This window comes from Erwinia sp. STN24 (assembly GCF_041320675.1).
In the GTDB taxonomy this organism is placed as follows: domain Bacteria; phylum Pseudomonadota; class Gammaproteobacteria; order Enterobacterales; family Enterobacteriaceae; genus Erwinia; species Erwinia aeris.
In genome coordinates this window covers 1-20,301 of sequence record NZ_JBGGPM010000005.1, presented here as the reverse complement: position 1 = coordinate 20,301, position 20,301 = coordinate 1, and the positions used below count along the sequence as shown (strand labels likewise).

18 protein-coding genes are annotated in these 20,301 nt (G+C 57.3%); 11 read left to right on the top strand and 7 right to left on the bottom strand.

Going from position 1 to position 20,301, the window contains the following annotated elements:
• Positions 1 to 31 precede the first annotated feature (31 nt).
• Entirely contained in the window at positions 32 to 1,495 is a 1,464-nt protein-coding gene (gene viaA, locus ACA373_RS16715; RefSeq protein WP_369895313.1) for an ATPase RavA stimulator ViaA, read from the bottom strand.
• Complete coding sequence (ravA, locus tag ACA373_RS16710; protein WP_370734920.1) at positions 1,492 to 2,988, bottom strand: ATPase RavA; 1,497 nt, start codon at positions 2,986 to 2,988, stop codon at positions 1,492 to 1,494. Before ravA ends, viaA begins: the two co-directional genes overlap by 4 nt.
• Before the next feature lie 253 nt (positions 2,989 to 3,241).
• On the opposite strand from ravA, the gene kup reads away from it, so the two are divergent.
• Positions 3,242 to 5,110 carry a low affinity potassium transporter Kup gene (gene kup / locus ACA373_RS16705; protein WP_253456870.1) on the top strand — a complete coding sequence of 623 codons (1,869 nt, stop codon included), beginning with the start codon at positions 3,242 to 3,244 and terminating at the stop codon, positions 5,108 to 5,110.
• 280 nt (positions 5,111 to 5,390) lie between these two features.
• On the opposite strand, the gene qseC is transcribed toward kup, so the two are convergent.
• Together qseC and qseB are read right to left on the bottom strand one after the other, a co-directional pair.
• Positions 5,391 to 6,737 (bottom strand): quorum sensing histidine kinase QseC, encoded by a 1,347-nt coding sequence (gene qseC / locus ACA373_RS16700; protein WP_253456873.1) that lies wholly within the window; start codon positions 6,735 to 6,737, stop codon positions 5,391 to 5,393.
• Positions 6,737 to 7,396 (bottom strand): quorum sensing response regulator transcription factor QseB, encoded by a 660-nt coding sequence (gene qseB, locus ACA373_RS16695; protein ID WP_253456877.1) that lies wholly within the window; start codon positions 7,394 to 7,396, stop codon positions 6,737 to 6,739. The genes qseC and qseB overlap by 1 nt, the downstream gene beginning before the upstream one ends.
• Before the next feature lie 217 nt (positions 7,397 to 7,613).
• Between qseB and ACA373_RS16690 the strand changes: the two genes are divergently transcribed.
• Positions 7,614 to 8,015: a YgiW/YdeI family stress tolerance OB fold protein gene (locus tag ACA373_RS16690; RefSeq protein ID WP_253456880.1), complete on the top strand. Its 402-nt coding sequence runs from the start codon at positions 7,614 to 7,616 to the stop codon at positions 8,013 to 8,015.
• 225 nt (positions 8,016 to 8,240) lie between these two features.
• On the opposite strand, the gene ACA373_RS16685 is transcribed toward ACA373_RS16690, so the two are convergent.
• Positions 8,241 to 9,116 (bottom strand): LysR family transcriptional regulator, encoded by an 876-nt coding sequence (locus ACA373_RS16685; RefSeq protein WP_301730559.1) that lies wholly within the window; start codon positions 9,114 to 9,116, stop codon positions 8,241 to 8,243.
• A gap of 105 nt (positions 9,117 to 9,221) precedes the next feature.
• On the opposite strand from ACA373_RS16685, the gene budA reads away from it, so the two are divergent.
• From budA to rbsR, 9 genes are all read left to right on the top strand, one after another.
• Positions 9,222 to 10,004 (top strand): acetolactate decarboxylase, encoded by a 783-nt coding sequence (gene budA / locus ACA373_RS16680; RefSeq protein WP_301251604.1) that lies wholly within the window; start codon positions 9,222 to 9,224, stop codon positions 10,002 to 10,004.
• Positions 10,005 to 10,019: 15 nt separating this feature from the next.
• Entirely contained in the window at positions 10,020 to 11,699 is a 1,680-nt protein-coding gene (gene alsS, locus ACA373_RS16675; protein WP_253456890.1) for an acetolactate synthase AlsS, read from the top strand.
• A 16-nt stretch (positions 11,700 to 11,715) separates the two neighbouring features.
• Complete coding sequence (locus ACA373_RS16670) at positions 11,716 to 12,489, top strand: (S)-acetoin forming diacetyl reductase (protein WP_370734842.1); 774 nt, start codon at positions 11,716 to 11,718, stop codon at positions 12,487 to 12,489.
• A gap of 202 nt (positions 12,490 to 12,691) precedes the next feature.
• The gene (gene rbsD / locus ACA373_RS16665) at positions 12,692 to 13,111 is read left to right on the top strand and encodes a D-ribose pyranase (protein WP_125289156.1); all 420 of its coding nucleotides are present in this window, start codon (positions 12,692 to 12,694) and stop codon (positions 13,109 to 13,111) included.
• Between the two features lie 7 nt (positions 13,112 to 13,118).
• Positions 13,119 to 14,630 (top strand): ribose ABC transporter ATP-binding protein RbsA, encoded by a 1,512-nt coding sequence (gene rbsA, locus ACA373_RS16660; RefSeq protein WP_370734841.1) that lies wholly within the window; start codon positions 13,119 to 13,121, stop codon positions 14,628 to 14,630.
• A complete protein-coding gene (gene rbsC, locus ACA373_RS16655; protein WP_370734840.1) occupies positions 14,627 to 15,583 on the top strand; it encodes a ribose ABC transporter permease in 957 nt (318 codons plus the stop codon). Before rbsA ends, rbsC begins: the two co-directional genes overlap by 4 nt.
• Before the next feature lie 17 nt (positions 15,584 to 15,600).
• A complete protein-coding gene (gene rbsB, locus ACA373_RS16650) occupies positions 15,601 to 16,482 on the top strand; it encodes a ribose ABC transporter substrate-binding protein RbsB (RefSeq protein WP_369895305.1) in 882 nt (293 codons plus the stop codon).
• A 61-nt stretch (positions 16,483 to 16,543) separates the two neighbouring features.
• Complete coding sequence (rbsK, locus tag ACA373_RS16645) at positions 16,544 to 17,473, top strand: ribokinase (RefSeq protein ID WP_253456907.1); 930 nt, start codon at positions 16,544 to 16,546, stop codon at positions 17,471 to 17,473.
• A gap of 3 nt (positions 17,474 to 17,476) precedes the next feature.
• Positions 17,477 to 18,478, top strand: coding sequence for a ribose operon transcriptional repressor RbsR (gene rbsR / locus ACA373_RS16640; protein ID WP_369895303.1), 1,002 nt, complete (start codon positions 17,477 to 17,479; stop codon positions 18,476 to 18,478).
• Here the strand turns inward: rbsR and mdtD are convergent.
• Both mdtD and ACA373_RS16630 read right to left on the bottom strand, forming a co-directional pair.
• Positions 18,475 to 19,878 (bottom strand): multidrug transporter subunit MdtD, encoded by a 1,404-nt coding sequence (gene mdtD / locus ACA373_RS16635; RefSeq protein WP_370734839.1) that lies wholly within the window; start codon positions 19,876 to 19,878, stop codon positions 18,475 to 18,477. The genes rbsR and mdtD overlap by 4 nt on opposite strands.
• A 215-nt stretch (positions 19,879 to 20,093) precedes the next feature.
• A partial coding sequence (locus tag ACA373_RS16630; RefSeq protein WP_370734838.1) for a hypothetical protein occupies positions 20,094 to 20,301 on the bottom strand: 208 nt, incomplete at its 5' end.

The window sequence follows — 20,301 nt, the reverse complement described above, 5'->3', positions numbered from 1 at the left end:
AGAGGATTGTCGGGCAGTGGTAAAGGGAAAATCAGCGCTGCCAGCGGCGCAGCAGACGGCTCTTCAGGCCGGTATCAAAACGCCAGATATGGTCGAAAATGCGCATAATACCCGGTTTTCCATGATCGGACAGCGCAACGGCGTGAAAGCGCTGCTGCTGGAGGAGCTGGTGCTTTTTGACGGTTTTAACCAGATCTTCCGGCAGCCGCTGGGCGATAAAATCGGAAATAATGACGGCGTCGGCATCGTTCCACTCCGGCGTGGCGAGCCTGCCCAGCACCGACTGCAAACAGGCTGCCAGATCGGTGCCGCCGCGAAAGCGCTGGCTGAGAAAGCGGATCGCCTGAGCAATGCCGTCGTCTGCGGTCAGCTCGTAGCCCACCACTTCATGCGCGAACAGCATTATGTAGCAGCGACGGTTATCCGCCAGCGCCACCTTCAACAGGGCCAGGCAAAAGGCCTTGGCGCAGCGTTCGTTAAAGCCGCCCATCGAGCCGGAAGTATCCACGCAGACGATAAAAGGCCCGCGCGGCTGTTCTTCATGCTGCTGGTGGCTGACCGGGCGCTGCGAAACCCTGTCATGCCAGGCTTCGCCCTGCAGCCGATAGGTCAGCAGCCGTTTCTCCACCAGCCTGCGATAGAACTCCAGTTCCAGCTCGCTGATGCCCAGCGCCGCCAGCTCCGGCGGCAGCAGGCGCAGCACGTCGTCGCTTTGGTGAATGCCGTTGACCTCTTCCGGCACGCTGGCAGGTTCCCTGACCAGCTGGTGGAACGCCTCCAGCGGCGCCTGCTCGCTCAGTACCGCTTTGGCTTCGCGGCTGCGGCCCAGCTGTTCCGCCAGTTTTTGCAGCATCGGCTGCTGCGCCAGGAAATCGCCGTAATCGACCATCAGCTGATAATCGCCGCGCTGTAGCGGGCTTTTACTCAAATCCCACAGGCGGCTGGCGGCGGCGTCGCTGTTATCCGACAGCACCGGCGCCAGCTGGCCGCTCATCGCCAGCCTTTGCTGTAGCTCCGCCAGCAGCTTTTCCCGCTCGCTGTCGAGCAGCTGCTGATTCAGCGCCAGGGTTTGCAGCGTCAGGCTCAGCCGCCAGCGCTGTAAAAACAGCGTATGCTGCGGCTCGCTCATGCTCTGGCCCGCGACGCTATGCGCCACCAGCTCGCGGGCTTTGTCTTTAAACGGCGACTGATGCGAATCCAGGTAAAGCAGGATAGACGGAATTTTCAGGCAAAATGCCTGATGGGCGAGCGGCTGGCACTGTTGGAAAAGCGTAAATTCACCGGCAAGCGCTTCCGGCACCGCTGTTTGTTTCAGCTGCGCCAGGAGCTCCGATTTCCAGCGCGGCAAATCGTGCAGCAGCGCCTTTTTCATGCCGGGAAATTTTTCAAAAAAAAGGGCGAGCTGCGGGCTGGCCAACAGCGTCACCACCAGCTCTTCAATCAGGTCGCCTTCGCTGACCGCCAGAAAGGCGCTGAGCGTATCCAGCGATATCAACGACGCACCTGTTTCAGCTGCTCAGCGACCTGTTGCAGGCTCTCTTCGATCTTCGCCAGCCAGTCGTCGCTGATAAACAGGCAGCGATGATGCTGACTGAACAACGTACGTTGGGCATGCAGCTGTGCCTCTACCTCATCAAGCGCCTCGACAATCTCCTGCGGCAGCCCGTGTTCCAGCGGCTGGCCCGGCAGCATCAGCCGCGAAGTCTGGAGGCTGACATCGCGCACTGTCAGGCAGTCGGCGCTGTCGATATGCAGATCCAGCGTCTGGGCAAAACCAATACCGTTAAGCTTGCCGCGCACTTCGCCGCCTTTTTGCAGCCAGTGGTACAGCGGTTCGCGGCCAATCACGATATGGCTGACCTGCATGTCGTGCAGCATCAGCGGCTTTTGCAGCATCAGCGTCAGCGTGTCGGCGGACAGCGCCTCGGGCAGCTCATAATGGGGTTTACGGCTGAATATGCCGCCGTGCTTCTCCAGCCTTATCGCCTGCTCTACGCTTTTTTCCTGCTGCAGGCTCAGCCGGCGTGAGGCGATTTGCTGCAGTTTGATCAGCATCGGCTGCTGCTGCCAGGCCTGCTGGGTAATCAGGTTGTCTATCTCGCGATCCAGCAGCGCCATTGAGGCAACGTCGTGCCACAGACAATCTTTCAGCAAAATCAGATCTACCGGCGCGATCGCTTTACGACCGCTGTAAAAAGCGCAGGCCTGTAAAAGATGGATCGCTTTTTTCCAGCGGCGATCGGAAATATAAGGCGCTTCCGGCTGGTTCTCCAGCTGCTGGCGCAGCATAAAAATCAGCTCAAACACCTCTTCCGGCAGCGCAACCTGCGCAATGCCTTTTTGCCATTCGCTATACTCTTCATCAGTAATGCAGAGCGACTCCGCGACGGGATTGCTGTTCTCATCCTGCTGATGGGTCAACATGCTGCGAAAGTTCTGCTTTTCATGCACGTTATCAAGCCACAGCCGGATCAGCATCCGGTCATACAGCGCTTCCAGCCCGCTGTCGGCTTCGGGCAGTTCGTTGGAGGCGGTCACCAGCAGCCGCATCGGGATGGCTTCTTCACAATCGCCGTTGCGAAAGCGGCGCTCGTTGATGGCGGTCAGCAGCGTATTGAGGATAGCCGGCCCGGCTTTCCAGATTTCATCCAGAAAGACGATTTCGGCATCGGGCAGGTAGCCTTTGATCAGGCGCTGATAGCGGCCTTCATCTTTCAGCGCCTGAATGGAAAGCGGCCCGAAAACTTCTTCCGGGGTGGAGAAGCGGGTCATCAGATATTCAAAGGCGCGGGCATGCTGAAAGGCATACTTCAGCCGACGGGCTATCAGGCTTTTGGCAATACCTGGCGGGCCAAGCAAAAAAACGCTTTCGCCGCTTAATGCCGCCAGCAGGCAAAGGCGAATAGCGTGATGGCGTTCGTAAAGTCCCTTTTCTAACGCGTTGCTGAGGCGTGCGATTCTTTCCGCCAGGAGGTGAGGCTGGGACATCATCAAACAGTATCCTTTTCTACGTTCTTGCCAGCGGGCGACTGGCGAGCGCAAACACTACTGGCTATGATGCTTGAAAGAGTTGATATACGTCAGCTTTTTTCTTGTCAAAGGGTGACACAGGCCATTGAAGTCGCTTTCCATACTCCAATTAAGGATAGGCATTCAGAATGATTCGTGCATACTGTGCGTTTTTTGATGGCTTGATAAGCTGGGCGCGTTTCAGCAATCAGCTCCAACAAAAGATCTTCCTATGAGTTCTGATAAAAAGCAGTCCCTTGGCGCCGTGACCTTAGCGGCAATAGGCGTCGTCTATGGCGATATCGGCACCAGCCCTCTCTATACGCTGCGGGAGTGTCTCTCCGGCCAGTTCGGTTTCGGCGTTGAGCGCGATGCGGTATTCGGCTTCCTCTCGCTGATTTTCTGGCTATTAGTGCTGGTGGTCTCGTTAAAATATATCAGCTACGTGATGCGCGCTGACAACGCCGGCGAAGGGGGGATTCTGACCCTGATGTCCCTGGCGGGCCGTCATACCGGTGCCAGAGCCACGGCGGTTTTGGTCATTATGGGGCTGATTGGCGGCAGTTTCTTCTATGGCGAAGTGGTGATCACGCCGGCCGTTTCGGTACTTTCCGCTATTGAAGGGCTGGAAATCGCCGCGCCTAACCTTGATGCCTGGATTGTGCCGCTGGCGATAGCGGTGCTGACGCTGCTGTTTATGATCCAGAAACACGGCACGGGTATTGTCGGTAAACTGTTCGCGCCGGTCATGCTGGCATGGTTCATCATTCTGGCCATACTGGGCGCTCGGGGCATTATGGCTAATCCCGACGTGCTGCACGCGCTGAACCCCTATTGGGCAATGCACTTCTTTTTTGAATATAAAACCGTCTCGTTTTTTGCGCTGGGCGCCGTGGTGCTGGCTATTACCGGCGTGGAAGCGCTGTATGCGGATATGGGCCATTTCGGCAAGCTGCCGATCCGTCTGGCCTGGTTCCTGGCGGTGCTGCCGTCGCTGGTGCTGAACTACTTCGGCCAGGGCGCGCTGCTGCTGAAAAATCCCGAAGCGATCAAGAACCCGTTCTTTCTGCTGGCGCCGGACTGGGCGCTGATCCCTATGCTGATCCTGGCGACGCTGGCGACGGTTATCGCTTCTCAGGCGGTGATTTCCGGCGTTTTCTCACTGACTCGCCAGGCGGTTCGTCTGGGCTATTTACCGCCTATGCGCATCGTGCATACTTCTGAAGAGGAATCCGGTCAAATCTACATTCCGGTCATTAACTGGATACTCTTTTTCTCCGTGGTGATCGTGATTGTCGGCTTTAAACACTCCAGCAACCTGGCAGCCGCCTACGGTATCGCCGTAACCGGTACGATGGTGCTGACCTCCATCCTTTGCACCACCGTGGCGATAAAAAACTGGCACTGGAACCGCTATCTGGTGCTGTTTATCCTGCTTTGCATGTTGTGCATCGACGTTTCGCTCTTTTCGGCCAACCTGGTGAAAGTGTTCTCCGGCGGCTGGCTGCCGTTAAGCCTGGCGCTGGTGATGTTTGTGATTATGACCACCTGGAAAAGCGAGCGTTTCCGTCTGCTGCGCCGGATGCATGAACACGGCAACTCGCTGGAAGCGATGATTGTTTCGCTGGAGAAGTCGCCACCGGTACGCGTGCCGGGCACCGCCGTCTATATGTCGCGCGCGCTGAACGTTATTCCTTTTGCCATGCTGCATAATCTCAAGCACAACAAAGTGTTACATGAACGTGTTGTGCTGCTGACGCTGCGGACGGAAGATGCGCCTTACGTCCATAACGTGCGTCGCGTGTCTATTGAACAGCTTTCCCCCACTTTCTGGCGCGTGGTGGCGAGCTACGGCTGGCGGGAAACGCCTAATATGGAAGAGATTTTCCACCGCTGCGGGCTGGAAGGCCTGAACTGCCGGATGATGGAAACCTCGTTCTTTATGTCGCATGAATCGCTGATTATCGGCAAGCGGCCATGGTATTTGCGTCTGCGCGGCAAGCTGTTTATGGCGCTACAGCGCAACGCCCTGCGCGCGCCTGACCAGTTTGAGATCCCGCCAAACCGGGTTATTGAACTGGGCACCCAGGTCGAAATCTGACAAGCCGGGCTACTGTACTGGGCACCCAGGTCGAAATCTGACAAGCCGGGTTATTGCACCGGGTACCCAAGCCGAAACCTGACCCTGCAAGGCCGACAATCGTCGGCCTTTTGTTTTGCTTACCGCCAGGCATATCCTCATCCCGACTCCTGAAAGAAACGTCGGATTTCTAAACCGGCGGCTTACTGAGCTGCGTGTTCCGGCGCGGCTTAGCGGGTTCTGTCGGCATCTAACCGGGCCAGGGTGTCACCACATACCAGCATGTCATTTTGCCACTACGTCACCATGTCAGCATAACTGCAAAGCCGCCGCCGTCACGATTGGCGCAACGCATCTGCATCCCATGCAGGCGGGCAATACGGTTAACGATAGACAGCCCAAGGCCGCTGCCCGATTTTTCCTGCCCCGGCGGCCGATAAAAACGCTGTCCCAGGCGGCACAAATCTTCTTTGCTGACGCCTGGCCCGTTATCCGTGACGGCCAGGCCGTTTTCATTAATGCTCAGCTGCACCAGGTTTCCTGACTGGCCGTAACGCAGGGCGTTTTCTACCAGGTTACGCATCATTAGCGACAGCAGCAAAGCGTTACCGTTACGGATAACGGGCGAAGGCGGTGCTTCCAGCGCTATCTCCATTCCGGCGGCCTGCGCCTGTGAGTAATGGTCGATCACGGCCTGCTGGAGCAGCTGACGCAGATCCAGGCTTTCCGTTGCCAGATCGGCTTTGCTGTCCAGCCTTGAGAGCGTAAGCAGCTGATCCACCAGACGAGTCGCGCGATCGATACCAAGATCCAGGTTTTGCAGCGCGTGGCGGCGCACCGTTTCGTCATCGTGAGCCAGCTGCGCGACCTCCGCCTGAACCTTGAGCGCGGCCAGCGGGCTTCTTAACTCATGCGCGGCATCGGAAGTAAAACGCCGTTCGCGCAGCAGCATTTCGCTGACGCGTGAGAACAGCGCGTTCAGCTCCGTCAGCAAGGGCTTCACCTCGTTCGGCACCCGCTTTTCCACCAGCGGCGTGCCGTCATCAGGCGTGCGCAGACGCAGCTGGCGGGCAATTCTTTTTAACGGCGCCAGCTCGTGCGTAACCAGCCACAGCAGCAGCAGCAGCATAATCGGCAACGCGATCAGCCAGGGGATCAGGTTGGTCTGGACGATATCGCGGGTCATGTCGTCGCGGTATTCCCACTCCTGACCTACCACCACCACATATTGTTTGTCCGGCGTGGGTAGCCAGACCATACGCCATAAATCGTCATCACCCCGGAGCTTGCCATCGGTAAAACCGTCGCGCCTGTGACTAAAGAGAAAATCCTTGCCGTTGTCGCCATCGTTCATCACCATGCGGCCATCCGCAGTGAAAACGGCAAATGCCAGCGCCTCATCCTCCTGTTCGCCGCGATGATGCTTCAGCAGCTTTTTAGTTTTTGGCAGCGTTAACGGTTCGTGACTCAGCTGCTCGGGATTCATGGTCGCCAGCAGTTTGGCAAACAGCATCTGCTGGGTATCAAACAGCTGATTGATGTTGTGCCGCGTCTGCCACCACGAGCCGATGCTGGCAGCACCCCAGCAGATAAGCGTCAGCAGCAGAAAACCCAGCATTAGGCGCAGGCGCAGGCTTAGTCGATGCATTACGCATCTCCCAGCGTATAGCCGACGCCATGAACGGTACGGATAAACGTGCTGCCCAGCTTTTTGCGCAGGTGGTGGATATGAACTTCAACGGCATTGCTGGAGACGTCGTCATCCCAGCCATACAATTTTTCCTCCAGCTGCGCGCGGGTCAATACGCGACCAGGGTTAAGCAAGAACAGCTCCAGCAGGGCCAGTTCGCGCGGCTTCAGGGGGAGCGGCTCGTCGTTCAGGGTGGCCGTATGCGAACCGGAGGCCATCGCAACCGCGCCGTGGCGGAGCACGGGCTGTAGCTGACCGTGACGTCGTCGAATTAATGCCTGTAGCCGGGCGGCGACTTCGCTGAGGGCGAAAGGTTTGCAAAGGTAGTCGTCGGCGCCCTGCTGCAGCCCGGCAAGCCGCTGCTCCAGGGCATCCCGCGCGGTCAGGATCAGTACCGGCTCGTCCCGACCCTGCTGCCGCCAGCCGCGCAGAATATCCAGGCCGTCGATGCCGGGCAGGCTTAAATCCAGCACTACCGCATCGTAAGAGGTAGCGGAAAGCGCCGCCTGCCCCGTTTTGCCCTCGGTAAACCAGTCGACGCTGAAACCCAGCTTGCTCAGACCTGCTTTAATCCCGTCGCCAATCAGGCGATCGTCTTCAATGACCAAAATTTTCATGGCGACTTCCTCTGTGATTAACGGCTTTATACGAAAGGGAACGGGCGCTGTACAGGCAAAAATCGGGAAAAAAGGCTATTTTTCGGTACGGCTCGCAAACCGCGTATTTGATGATGTCTCTTAAGATCCTGTTAAGAAAAGTTTGTTTAACTGAGCCCTGAACACGACGAATCGCGCAGCGAAAGCTGCCTCACTCCATGGAATAAAGGTGACTATGATGAAAAAAACTGCTGCTTTATTTGCCCTTGCCGCTCTGGTTTCCGGCCCGGTATTCGCTGCTCAGAACGGCGGCTTCAGCGACCCAAGTGCGCCGACCGCGCCGACCGCCAACGTGCAGAAAGGCGGTTTCAGCGGGGATGAAACCGTGGTCACGGTCAAACAGGCGCAGGATATGAAGGACGACGCCTGGGTGACGATGCGCGGCAACATTGAAAAGCGCGTCAGCGATGATGACTATATCTTTCGTGACGCAACCGGCACGATGAAAGTGGATATCGATCATAAGCGTTGGGAAGGCCAGAACATCACGCCAAAAGACAAAGTCGAAATCCAGGGCGAACTGGATAAGGACTTTAATTCCGTCGAGCTTGACGTGAAGAAAATCCGCAAGCTGAACTGATTCAGCCTCGATCGGCTGGCCGAAGGTGAGGCCAGCAGCCCGACTGCGCTACCGACGGGTAAGCGACCTTCGGCGGCGTCTGGATCCGGGGCGGCCGCGTTCTTAGCAGCTTGCCCCGGTTGCGGCTAACGGCTTCCGTAACCGCTACGCTGACCCCGTAATGGCTAAGTTAGCCCTGAGGCGGCCAGTCTGGCCCCACAATGGCTGAGCAGGTCTCGCTATGGCCTAGGTCGACATCATGGACAGGTGCATAACGGCAGGCGAGCGGTCGAAACGGCGCCAGGCCAGCGCAATATCAGTATTTAACGCCGCATCGTCAACAGGGCGAAACACCACGCCGGGATGCGCGATGCAGCATAGCGATTCCGGCACGATAGCGAAGCCGAAACCCGCGGCCACCATGCCGATGGACGAAGAAATCTGCGGTGACTGCTGCCCGGTATGCGGCTGAAAGCCGGCGCGCAGGCAGGCGCTGATCACCAGTTCATACAGGCTTGGCGCAACCTCGCGCGGAAACATAATCAGCGTGTCATCAGCCAGCTGCGACAGGGAAATTTTCGACTGCGCGCCCAGCGCATGGCTGGCAGGCAGCGCCACCAGCATCTTTTCGCTGGCTATTACCTTCAGGTTAAACGCTTTGCTGCTCTCACAGGGCAGGCGAACGAAAGCGGCATCCAGCAAGCCCTCCTGCAAGTCGTGCATTAGCGACGCCATATTTTGCTCACGTGTCAGTATCGTCATTGACGGATAGCGAGCCTGAAAATCCTTCATTAACGCAAAAATCGCCGAATGAAAGGCGACCGAGCTGGCGACACCCAGCGAAAGCTTGCCGGTCACGCCGCGGGCTATCCCTTTGGCTTTCTCCAGCGCATGCCCGGTCAGCTCCAGGATCTGGCAGGCATCCTGATAAAAAGCTTCCCCCGCTTCCGTCAGCTCCACGCCGCGCGACAGCCTCCTCAGCAGCGGCGTACCTATTTCCCGTTCCAGACGCAGAATTTGCTGGCTGAGCGGCGGCTGCGAGATCCCCAGCATTTCTGCGGCACGCGTAAAGTGGCGCGTTTGCGCGACCGCGACAAAATAACGCAGATGGCGGAGTTCCATATCTAATTCGTCTCAAAGTGATGGGCTTTCTATATTGGAATTCATAACTGAATCGAGTCAACATTCAATTAGTAATCCTGAACTGTTTTAGCATAGAGGCAAGTTATGAAACATTCTGTAACCGACTGTTTATGTGAGCAACAGCTGGTTTCAACCGTCAGCGGGCTCCGTCAGCAAAGACCAGAAAGCGTCATCTATCAAACCTCTCTGATGAGTGCGTTGCTCAGCGGCGTGTACGAAGGCAACGTTACCGTAGCCGACCTGCTGAAGAAGGGCGATTTTGGTTTAGGCACCTTTAACCAGCTCGATGGTGAGCTGATCGCTTTCGACAGCGAGGTTTATCAGCTGCGTTCCGACGGCAGCGCACGGGAAGCCGATCCGCAGCAGAAAACGCCTTTTGCCGTGATGACCTTTTTCCAGCCTCAGTACCGCCATCGTTTCTCTGCACCGGCCAGCCGTCAGGCTATTCACGATCTGATCGACAGCCAGGTGACTTCGGACAATCAGTTTTGTGCGCTGCGGATCAACGGCCATTTTTCTGCGGCCTCTACGCGTACCGTACCTTGCCAGCATCGACCCTATCGTTCTATGCCGGAAGTACTTGGCCAGCAGCCTACCTTCCGGTTCAGCCAGCGCGACGGCGTGCTGATTGGTTTCCGTACCCCGCAGTATATGCAGGGCATCAACGTAGCGGGCTATCACGAACATTTCATTACCGACGATCGCCAGGGCGGCGGCCATCTGCTGGATTACCAGCTGGAAGAGGGCGAGCTGACCTTTGGAGAGATCAGCAAGCTGGTCATCGATCTGCCGGGCGACAGTGATTTTCTGCAGGCCAATCTGAATCCGGAAAATCTGGATTCCGCCATTCGCTCCGTTGAAAGCTAATCCTGAGGAATTAAGATGAAAAACCCAACCGAAACCGCTCTCTGGCAGCACGGCGCCGATTTGGTCGTGGCACAGCTGGAGGCGCAGGGCGTAAAACAGGTCTTCGGCATTCCTGGCGCGAAGATCGACAAAATGTTTGATTCGCTGGTGGACTCGACTATCCAGACCATTCCGGTGCGTCATGAAGCCAACGCTGCCTTTATGGCTGCCGCCGTGGGCCGCCTGACCGGCAACGCGGGCGTGGCGCTGGTGACTTCCGGACCGGGCTGCTCGAATCTGATCACGGGCATGGCGACCGCTACCAGCGAAGGCGATCCGGTGGTGGCGCTGGGTGGACAGGTGAAGCGGGCTGACAGCGCCAAACAGGTGCATCAGAGTATGGATACCGTGTCGATGTTTCGTCCGGTCACCAAATATGCCGTCGAGGTCACCGACTCCAACGCGCTGGCGGAAGTGGTCTCCAACGCCTTCCGTCATGCCGAGCACGGTCGCGGCGGCGGCGCCTTTGTCAGCCTGCCGCAGGATATCGTTGACCAGCCCGCTCGCGGCCAGCTGCTGACCAGCAAAGGCCAGCTGCTGCTGGGGCCTGCGCCGGATGCGGCCATTGCCGCCGTTGCCGCGCAAATTGCCAAAGCAAAAAACCCGGTACTGCTGCTGGGCCTGATGGCCAGCCAGCCGGCAAACAGCGATGCGATCCATCGCCTGCTGGAGCGCAGCCGCATTCCGGTTACCAGCACTTATCAGGCCGCCGGCGCGGTCAGACAGGAACACTTCTCACGTTTTGCGGGCCGCGTTGGGCTGTTTAACAACCAGGCGGGCGACCGTCTGCTGCGCGAGGCCGACCTGATTATCACTATCGGCTACAGTCCGGTTGAGTACGAACCGGCCATGTGGAACAGCGGCGGCGCCACGCTGGTACATATCGACGTGCTGCCCTCCGATGCCGATAACTGCTATCTGCCTGATGCGGAACTGATTGGCGATATTGCCGCCACCGTCGACAAGCTGGCCGAGCGCATTGATACGCCTTTACAGCTCAGCGCAGAAGCGGCAGCCATTCTGGACGATCGGCAACAGCAGCGTCAGCTGTTATCAATGCAGGGCAAAAATCTCAACCAGTTCGCGCTGCATCCGCTGCGGATCGTGCGCGCCATGCAGGACATCATTAACAACGACGTCACGCTGACCGTGGATATGGGCAGCTTCCATATCTGGATCGCTCGCTATCTCTATAGCTTCCGCGCCCGCCAGATCATGATCTCCAATGGGCAGCAGACCATGGGCGTGGCGCTGCCATGGGCTATCGGTGCCTGGCTGGTGGATCCGAGTCGTAAAGTGATCTCGGTTTCCGGCGACGGCGGCTTCTTGCAGTCCAGCATGGAGCTGGAAACGGCGGTCAGGCTGAAAGCCAATATCCTGCACATCATCTGGGTCGATGAGGCCTACAACATGGTGGCGATGCAGGAAGAGAAGAAATATCAGCGCGTTTCCGGCGTGAAATTCGGGCCGGTTGATTTTAAAGCCTATGCGCAGGCGTTCGGCGCAGCGGGCTTTGCGGTGGAAAGCGCGGCTGAGCTGGAGCCGACGCTGCGTAAAGCAATGGATGTCAACGGGCCTGCGGTGGTCGCCGTACCGGTGGATTACGCCGATAACCCAATGCTGATGGGTCAGCTGCATCTGAGCCAGATTCTTTAGTATTCAAGGAGATAATATGAAAACGAAAGTAGCCTTAGTCACGGGTAGCGGCCAGGGGATCGGCAAAGCCATAGCGCTGCGTCTGGCAAAAGACGGTTTTGCCGTGGCGGTCGCGGACTATAACAGCCAGACCGCGCGTCAGGTGGCCGACGAAATCGCCAGCGCAGGCGGTAAAGCGATTGCGGTAACGGTAGATGTCTCAAAGCGTGACCAGGTCATCGCTGCGGTGGAACAGGCTCGTAAAGAGCTGGGCGGGTTTGACGTCATCGTCAACAACGCCGGGATTGCGCCAACTACGCCAATTGAAGAGATCACGGCGGAAATGGTGGATAAAGTTTACGATATCAACTTAAAAGGCGTGATTTGGGGAATGCAGGCGGCAATTCAGGCGTTTAAAGCTGAAGGCCACGGCGGCAAAATCATTAATGCCTGTTCGCAGGCGGGCCATGTCGGCAACCCGGAGCTGGCGATCTACAGTTCCAGCAAGTTCGCCGTACGCGGCCTGACGCAAACCGCCGCCCGCGATCTGGCTCCGTTGGGCATTACCGTCAACGCTTACTGCCCGGGCATTGTTAAAACGCCTATGTGGGACGAGATAGATCGTCAGGTGTCAGAAGCGGCAGGTAAACCGCTGGGCTACGGTACGGCAGAGTTTGCCAAACGTATTACGCTGGGCCGCCTGTCTGAACCAGAAGATGTCTCCGCCTGCGTTTCTTTCCTCGCCGGGCCTGATTCCGACTACATGACCGGTCAGTCGCTGCTGATCGATGGTGGAATGGTATTTAACTAATCCCTGCCGACCGCCTTACGAGGCGGTCTTTTTTCATACCGTTCTGATGACCGATCGCTCCTCCTTTCCTGTTGCATATCCTGCGCAAAGCTTGTTAACGAAACGTTTCGATGGCGATCACAGTTCCGCATCATGACGATTGTTTTCCGCCGCCGTTTTTTTACACTCCCGATCAGCGAAACGTTTCGCTCTGGAGTGAAAGATGAAAAAAGGCGCCTTACTGAATTCTGCAATCTCTTCCCTGGTTTCCCGCCTGGGCCACACCGACAGCGTCACTATCGGCGATGCGGGCCTGCCCATCCCTTCAGGGCCGGAGCGCATCGACCTGGCGCTGACCCAGGGCATTCCCGGCTTTATGCAGGTAGTCGAAACCGTAACGAAAGAGATGCAGGTCGAGAGCGCCATCATCGCGGAAGAGATCAAATCTCATAATCCACGGCTCCACGACGAACTTTCCGCACTGCTCGATTTACTGCAACAACGCCAGGGAAACACTATCGCCGTTCAGTACGTTTCTCATCAACAGTTCAAACAGTTAACACAGCGCAGCCATGCGGTTATTCGCAGCGGGGAGTGTTCGCCCTACGCGAACATTATCCTTGGCGCTGGCGTGACCTTCTGAGGCCGTCATGCAACCTTTACTGCAACTACAGGGCATTGAAAAAGCCTTTCCCGGCGTCAAAGCGCTGTCCGGCGCTTCGCTGGCGGTTTACCCCGGCCGCGTGATGGCGCTGGTGGGCGAAAACGGCGCCGGAAAATCTACCATGATGAAAGTGATGACCGGCATCTATGCCCGCGACGCCGGCTCCATTAAATGGCTGGGCGAAGAGGTTAACTTCAGCGGGCCGAAAGCGTCGCAGGAAGCGGGTATTGGCATCATTCATCAGGAGCTGAATCTGATCCCGCAGCTTAGCGTGGCGGAGAACATCTTTTTAGGCCGCGAATTCGTTAACGCTTTCGGCGGCATCCGCTGGAAAAAGCTTTATGCGGAAGCGGACAAGCTGTTACAGCGGCTGAACCTGCGTTTCAACAGCCATAAACTGGTCGGCGACCTGTCGATCGGCGACCAGCAAATGGTCGAAATCGCCAAGGTGCTGAGCTTTGAGTCAAAAGTCATCGTGATGGATGAACCCACCGATGCGCTGACCGATACCGAAACGGCCTCGCTGTTTCGCGTTATCCGGGAGCTGAAAGCGCAGGGCTGCGGCATCGTTTATATCTCGCACCGCATGAAAGAGATTTTTGAAATCTGCGATGACGTCACCGTGTTTCGCGACGGGCAGTTTATCGCCGAAAGAGCGGTCGATACGCTGAACGAAGAAGCGCTGATTGAAATGATGGTGGGCCGCAGGCTGGAAGAGCAGTATCCGCGCCTGAACAAAGCCCCGGGCGACGTGCGCTTAACCGTGAAAAACCTTAGCGGGCCGGGCGTAAACGACGTCAGCTTTTCACTGCGTCAGGGCGAGATCCTGGGCGTAGCGGGACTGATGGGCGCGGGCCGTACCGAACTGATGAAGGTGCTGTACGGCGCTTTTCCACGCAGCGGCGGCAGCGTCACGCTCGACGGTAAAACGGTAACGACGCGCACGCCGGAAGAGGGCTTGCGTAACGGCATCGTTTATATCTCTGAAGATCGCAAACGCGACGGGCTGGTGCTCGGCATGTCGGTAAAAGAAAACATGTCTTTAACCGCGCTCGACTACTTCAGCCACGGCGGCGGGCGGTTAAAACATGCCGAAGAGCAGCTGGCGGTCAGCGATTTTATCAAGCTGTTCAACGTAAAAACGCCCTCGATGATACAGCCGATCGGGCTTTTATCCGGCGGCAACCAGCAGAAAGTCGCTATTGCGCGCGGGCTGATGACGCGGCCTAAGGTGCTGATTCTGGATGAGCCGACGCGCGGCGTGGACGTGGGCGCCAAGAAAGAGATCTACCAGTTAATCAATCAGTTTAAACAAGAGGGGCTGAGCATCATTCTTGTTTCCTCAGAAATGCCGGAAGTGCTGGGCATGAGCGATCGCGTGCTGGTCATGCACGAAGGCCGCCTGAGCGGCGATTTCCCCATTGAACAGGCCACGCAGGAACGCCTGATGGCGGCGGCGGTCGGCAAGCAACATAGCGCGGAGTTGGTCACACCATGAGTACTCAAACCCTACAGGCCAGCCGCGGCAAAGCCTGGCTGCTGGAACAAAAATCGCTGATTGCGCTGGTGGTGCTGATTGCCGTCGTCGCCAGTCAGAGCCCCAATTTCTTTACCCTGAACAATATGTTCAACATTCTGCAGCAGACTTCCGTCAACGCCATTATGGCCGTCGGCATGACGCTGGTGATCCTGACTTCAGGCATCGATCTGTCCGTAGGGTCGCTGCTGGCGCTGACCGGCGCAGTGGGTGCTTCGCTGGTTGGTATAGAGGTTAACGCGCTGGTCGCGGTGGCGGCCTCGCTGGCGCTGGGGGCGCTGATTGGCGCGATAACCGGCACCATAGTGGCAAAGGGCAAAGTGCAGGCGTTTATCGCCACGCTGGTCATGATGCTGCTGCTGCGCGGCGCGACCATGGTTTATACCAACGGCAGCCCGGTGAATACCGGCTTCAGCGATAATGCCGATCTGTTTGGCTGGTTTGGTATCGGACGGCCGCTGGGTATTCCCACGCCGGTCTGGCTGATGGTGCTGACCTTCCTGCTGGCGTGGTACATGCTGCACCATACTCGCCTGGGCCGTTATATCTATGCGCTTGGCGGCAATGAAGCGGCTACTCGCCTTTCCGGCATCAGCGTCAGCCGCGTCAAAATCACGGTCTATGCGCTGAGCGGCATGTTGGCGGCGCTGGCGGGCACCATTGAGGTGGCGCGACTCTCTTCCGCTCAGCCTACGGCGGGCACCGGCTACGAGCTGGACGCCATCGCGGCGGTGGTGCTGGGCGGCACCAGTCTGGCAGGCGGCAAAGGACGCATCATGGGCACGCTGGTCGGCGCGCTGATCCTGGGCTTCCTTAATAACGGCCTGAATCTGCTTGGCGTTTCTTCCTATTACCAGATGATCGTTAAAGCAGTCGTGATCCTGCTGGCGGTGCTGGTGGATAACAAAAAATAACCCTACAGGAATCGAAAATGAAAATGACTAAAATGACGGCGCTGGCCGTGCTGCTCGGCGCAACGCTCAGCGCCAACGCGATGGCGAAAGAGACGCTCGCGCTGGTAGTTTCCACGCTGAACAACCCGTTTTTCGTTTCGTTAAAAGAGGGTGCCCAGAAAGAAGCGGACAAGCTGGGCTACAACCTGGTGGTGCTGGATTCGCAGAACAATCCGGCAAAAGAGCTGGCCAACGTGCAGGATCTTGCGGTGCGCGGCACAAAATTGCTGCTGATTAACCCGACCGATTCCGATGCGGTAGGCAACGCGGTAAAAATGGCGAATCAGGCCAATATCCCGGTGATCACGCTGGATCGCGTGGCTGCTCAGGGCAAAGTCGTCAGCCACGTCGCGTCCGACAACCGCCTGGGCGGCAAAATGGCGGGCGACTATATTGCGAAACGCGTCGGCGACCAGGCTAAAATCATTGAGCTGGCCGGGATTGCCGGGACGTCCGCCGCTCGCGAACGTGGCGAAGGCTTCAAAACGGCAGCCGATGCGCATAAATTTGTTATCCTTGCCAGCCAGCCCGCAGATTTTGACCGCACCAAGGGCCTGAACGTGATGCAGAACCTGCTGACGGCCCATCCGGATGTGCAGGCGGTGTTTGCGCAGAACGATGAAATGGCATTAGGTGCGATGCGCGCATTGCAAACGGCGGGCAAATCTGATGTGGTAGTAGTCGGCTTCGACGGCACTGCGGACGGCGTAAAAGCCGTGCAGGGCGGCAAACTCGCTGCCACCGTGGCGCAGCAGCCGGAGCAAATCGGCGTTATCGGCGTGCAAACCGCTGATAAAGTGCTGAAGGGCCAGCAGGTTCAGGCTATCAATCCCGTTGACCTGAAGCTGGTCACTAAATAAATCAAAGAAAAGCATGGCACGCGCCACCTCTTGCAGGTGGCGCCTTTTTCTGGACGCTCCCATGAATAAAACCGGCAGGCTGGCCGTGCTCGGCAGCATCAACGCAGACCATATTCTTAATCTGACCTCCTTCCCCCGTCCCGGTGAAACGGTGATCGGTAAGCAATACCAGATCGCTTTCGGCGGCAAGGGCGCCAATCAGGCCGTCGCGGCCGGACGCAGCGGTGCGGATATCGCTTTTATCGCCTGCGTGGGCGACGACGATATCGGCCAGCGTATCCGTCAGCAGCTGGCGGAAGACCATATCGATATTGCGCCGGTGGAGGTCATCGCTGGCGAATCTACCGGCGTGGCGCTGATCTTCGTTAATGATGAGGGCGAAAACAGCATTGCTATCCATGCTGGCGCGAACGCCGCGCTGTCGCCCGCTCTGGTCGAAAAACAGCGGAAGATCGTTGAAAACGCGGATGCCCTGCTGATGCAGCTGGAATCTCCGCTTGAAAGCGTGCTGGCCGCCGCAAAAATCGCCCGTCAGCATCAGACCAAAGTCATCCTCAATCCTGCGCCGGCCATGCCGCTCCCGGACGAGCTGCTGGCGCTGGTGGATATGATTACGCCGAACGAAACCGAAGCGGAAATCCTCACCGGCGTGGCCGTTGCCTCCGATGAAGACGCGGCGCGCGCGGCATCGGTGCTGCACGATAAAGGTATCCACAGCGTGTTGATTACGTTGGGCAGCCGTGGCGTATGGCTAAGCGAAGCGGGTAAAGGCGAGCGCATCTCAGGATTCAAGGTGCAGGCCGTCGATACTATCGCCGCAGGCGATACCTTTAACGGCGCGCTGATGACCGCGCTGCTGGAAGGCAAGCCGTTACCGCAGGCCGTGCGTTTTGCCCATGCGGCGGCGGCAATTGCCGTCACGCGATCCGGCGCGCAGCCTTCGGTGCCGTGGCGTGAAGAGACCGATCGCTTTTTACAGCAGCAGGAGTAGCCCGTGCCCACAATGAAAGATGTCGCTCGTCTGGCGGGCGTATCGACGTCTACGGTTTCCCATGTCATCAACAAAAACCGCTTCGTCAGCGAGGCGGTGAAGGAAAAGGTTACTGCGGCGATTACTGCGCTGAACTACGCCCCTTCTGCGCTGGCGCGCAGCCTTAAACTCAATCAGACGCACACGATAGGGATGCTGCTTACCGCCAGCAGCAACCCCTTCTATTCGGAAGTGGTGCGCGGCGTGGAAAGAAGCTGTTATGAACGCGGCTACAGCCTGGTGCTGTGCAACACCGAAGGCGACGAGGACAGAATGAACCGCAGTCTGGAAACGCTGCTGCAAAAGCGCGTCGACGGTTTACTGATCATGTGCACCGAAAGTCATCTTCCCTCTCCCGAGATCCTTAATCGCTATCCTTCTATCCCTATCGTGATGATGGACTGGTCGCCCTTTGAAGGCGGCAGCGACATTATTCAGGACAACTCGCTGCTGGGCGGCGAACTGGCGACCCGTTTTCTGATTTCGCGCGGCTATACCCGCATTGCCTGTATCGCCGGGCCGCAGGACAAGACGCCGGCGCGTTTGCGGCTTAACGGCTTTTATCAGGCTATGCAGCAGGCGGAATTAGCCGTGCCTGAGGAGTATGTGGTCAGCGGCGACTTTGAATTTCAGGGCGGCTATCACGCTATGAATCAGCTGCTGGCATTGAGCCCTCGACCGCAGGCGGTATTCACCAGTAACGATGCGATGGCCGTTGGCGTTTACCATTCTCTTTATCAGGCGGGACTGTCGGTGCCTGAAGATATGGCGGTGATCGGCTATGACGATATCGAGCTTGCCCGTTATATGACGCCGCCGTTAACCACCATTCACCAGCCCAAAGACGAACTGGGCGAACTGGCTATTGATACGTTGATCCACCGTTTTGCCGATCCCGACGCCAGCCAGCAGCTGCTGGTGCTGACGCCGGAACTGATCGAACGCGGTTCGGTGGCGGAACGCTAGGCGCGTTTTTTCCGCTTTTCCCGGTCGGCAATCAGATGCCGGCCGTCGCCTGGCTTCAGCAGCATAAAGACCAGGCCGGAAAACACCGTTACCACGCCCATCGTCAGGAAAGTGGCGTGGAAGTGATCGACAGTGGTGCCGTCAAAATTGCTATAAAAACGCAGTACCGCCGCGCTGACCGCCACGCCAAAGCTGATAGCCAATTGTTGGGTGACGGCCAGCATACTGTTGCCGCTGCTGGCGTTGCTGTCGTTAAGGTCTGCCAGCGTAATGGTATTCATCGCGGTAAACTGGGTAGACATTGCCATTCCCAGCACAAATAACGGCAGCAGCAGGAGCGCCAGACTGGCCGCAGGCGACTGTAGCGCGAAGCTGGCGATCAGCACGCCAATAATGACGCTGATCCCCGTCAGCGTTTTGCGATAGCCGAACCAGCGCAGCACCTGCGTTACCGTTGATTTCGCCAGGATTGAACCCAGAGCGGTAGGCGCCATCATGCAGCCAGCCAGAATGGCGCTATAACCAAAGCCAACCTGGAGCATCAGCGGCATCAGGAAGGGAATACAGCCTGTACCGAGGCGCGAAGCGATATTGCCTAAGATGCCGACCGAGAAGGTGCGCGTCTTAAACATGGGGAGCGGGATCAGCGGCGTCGGATGACGGCGTGCATGAGCTATATAAAGAAGAAGCAGAAGAATGCCGCCGCTGGTTACCGCCAGCGCTATGCTGCTGGCGACTATTTTTTCGCCGAACAGCTCGATGCCGCTGGAGAGCATCACCAGGCCAATCCCAAAGAGCACAAAGCCGGTAAAATCAAAGCGGCGTTTCGGCGTGGTGAAGTCCGGCATATATTTGCGGGCATAGAAGATACCGAGAACGCCTACCGGAATATTAATCAGAAAGATCCAGTGCCAGCTCGCCCAGGTGACCAGTACGCCGCCAAGCAGCGGGCCCAGCACCGGACCGACCAGGCCTGGCATCGTCACAAAGTTCAGTACGGGCAACAGCTCGCTACGCGGATAGGCTCTTAACAGCGCCAGCCTGGCCACGGGCATCATCATCGCGCCGCCAATCCCCTGCACTATCCTGAACAGAACCAGCATAGTTAAAGAGCCGGAAAGCGCACAGGCCAGCGAACCCAACGTAAATAAAGAAACGGCAGCGATAAAAACTTTCCGGGTGCCAAAGCGATCCGCCAGCCAGCCGCTGACCGGGATCAGCATAGCGACGGTCAGGGTATAGCTGATAACAGCAGATTGCATGGCGAGGGGCGAACGGTTAAGGCTTAAGGCGATGGCGGGAAGTGCAGTATTCAATATCGTGGCATCAAGCGCCTGCATAAAGAAAGCCATGGCGGCAATCCACGGAAGTCCGGCCATACTGAGCGCGGATTTTATCATTGGGCATCCTTCTCAGTCGTTATTACCGACAGGAAAATCCTGCGAAGTAAAAAGAATAGCATCGGCAGGCCGGTGATTGTGATGGATATAAAAGAGAATTCGGGGCAATTTGCGGGTTAAATAACCTTAAAAAGTACGTTTATTGTTCCTTTGTTGAAAAAAGAAACGGTCGGAAGTTTTTTTTACAGAAACGCTTGTCAGCCGTCAGAAACTCCCTATAATGCGCCTCCACTGACACGGAACAACGGCCTGACGGTCACCGGGTCAGAAGGTTCAGGAAGCTGAATCGCCGGAGAAAAACTTCTGAAAAAGAGGTTGACTCTGAAGGAGGAAAGCGTAATATACGCCACCTCGCGGCAGGAAGCGAAAGCACTGGCCGCAACGCTCTTTAACAATTTATCAGACAATCTGTGTGGGCACTCG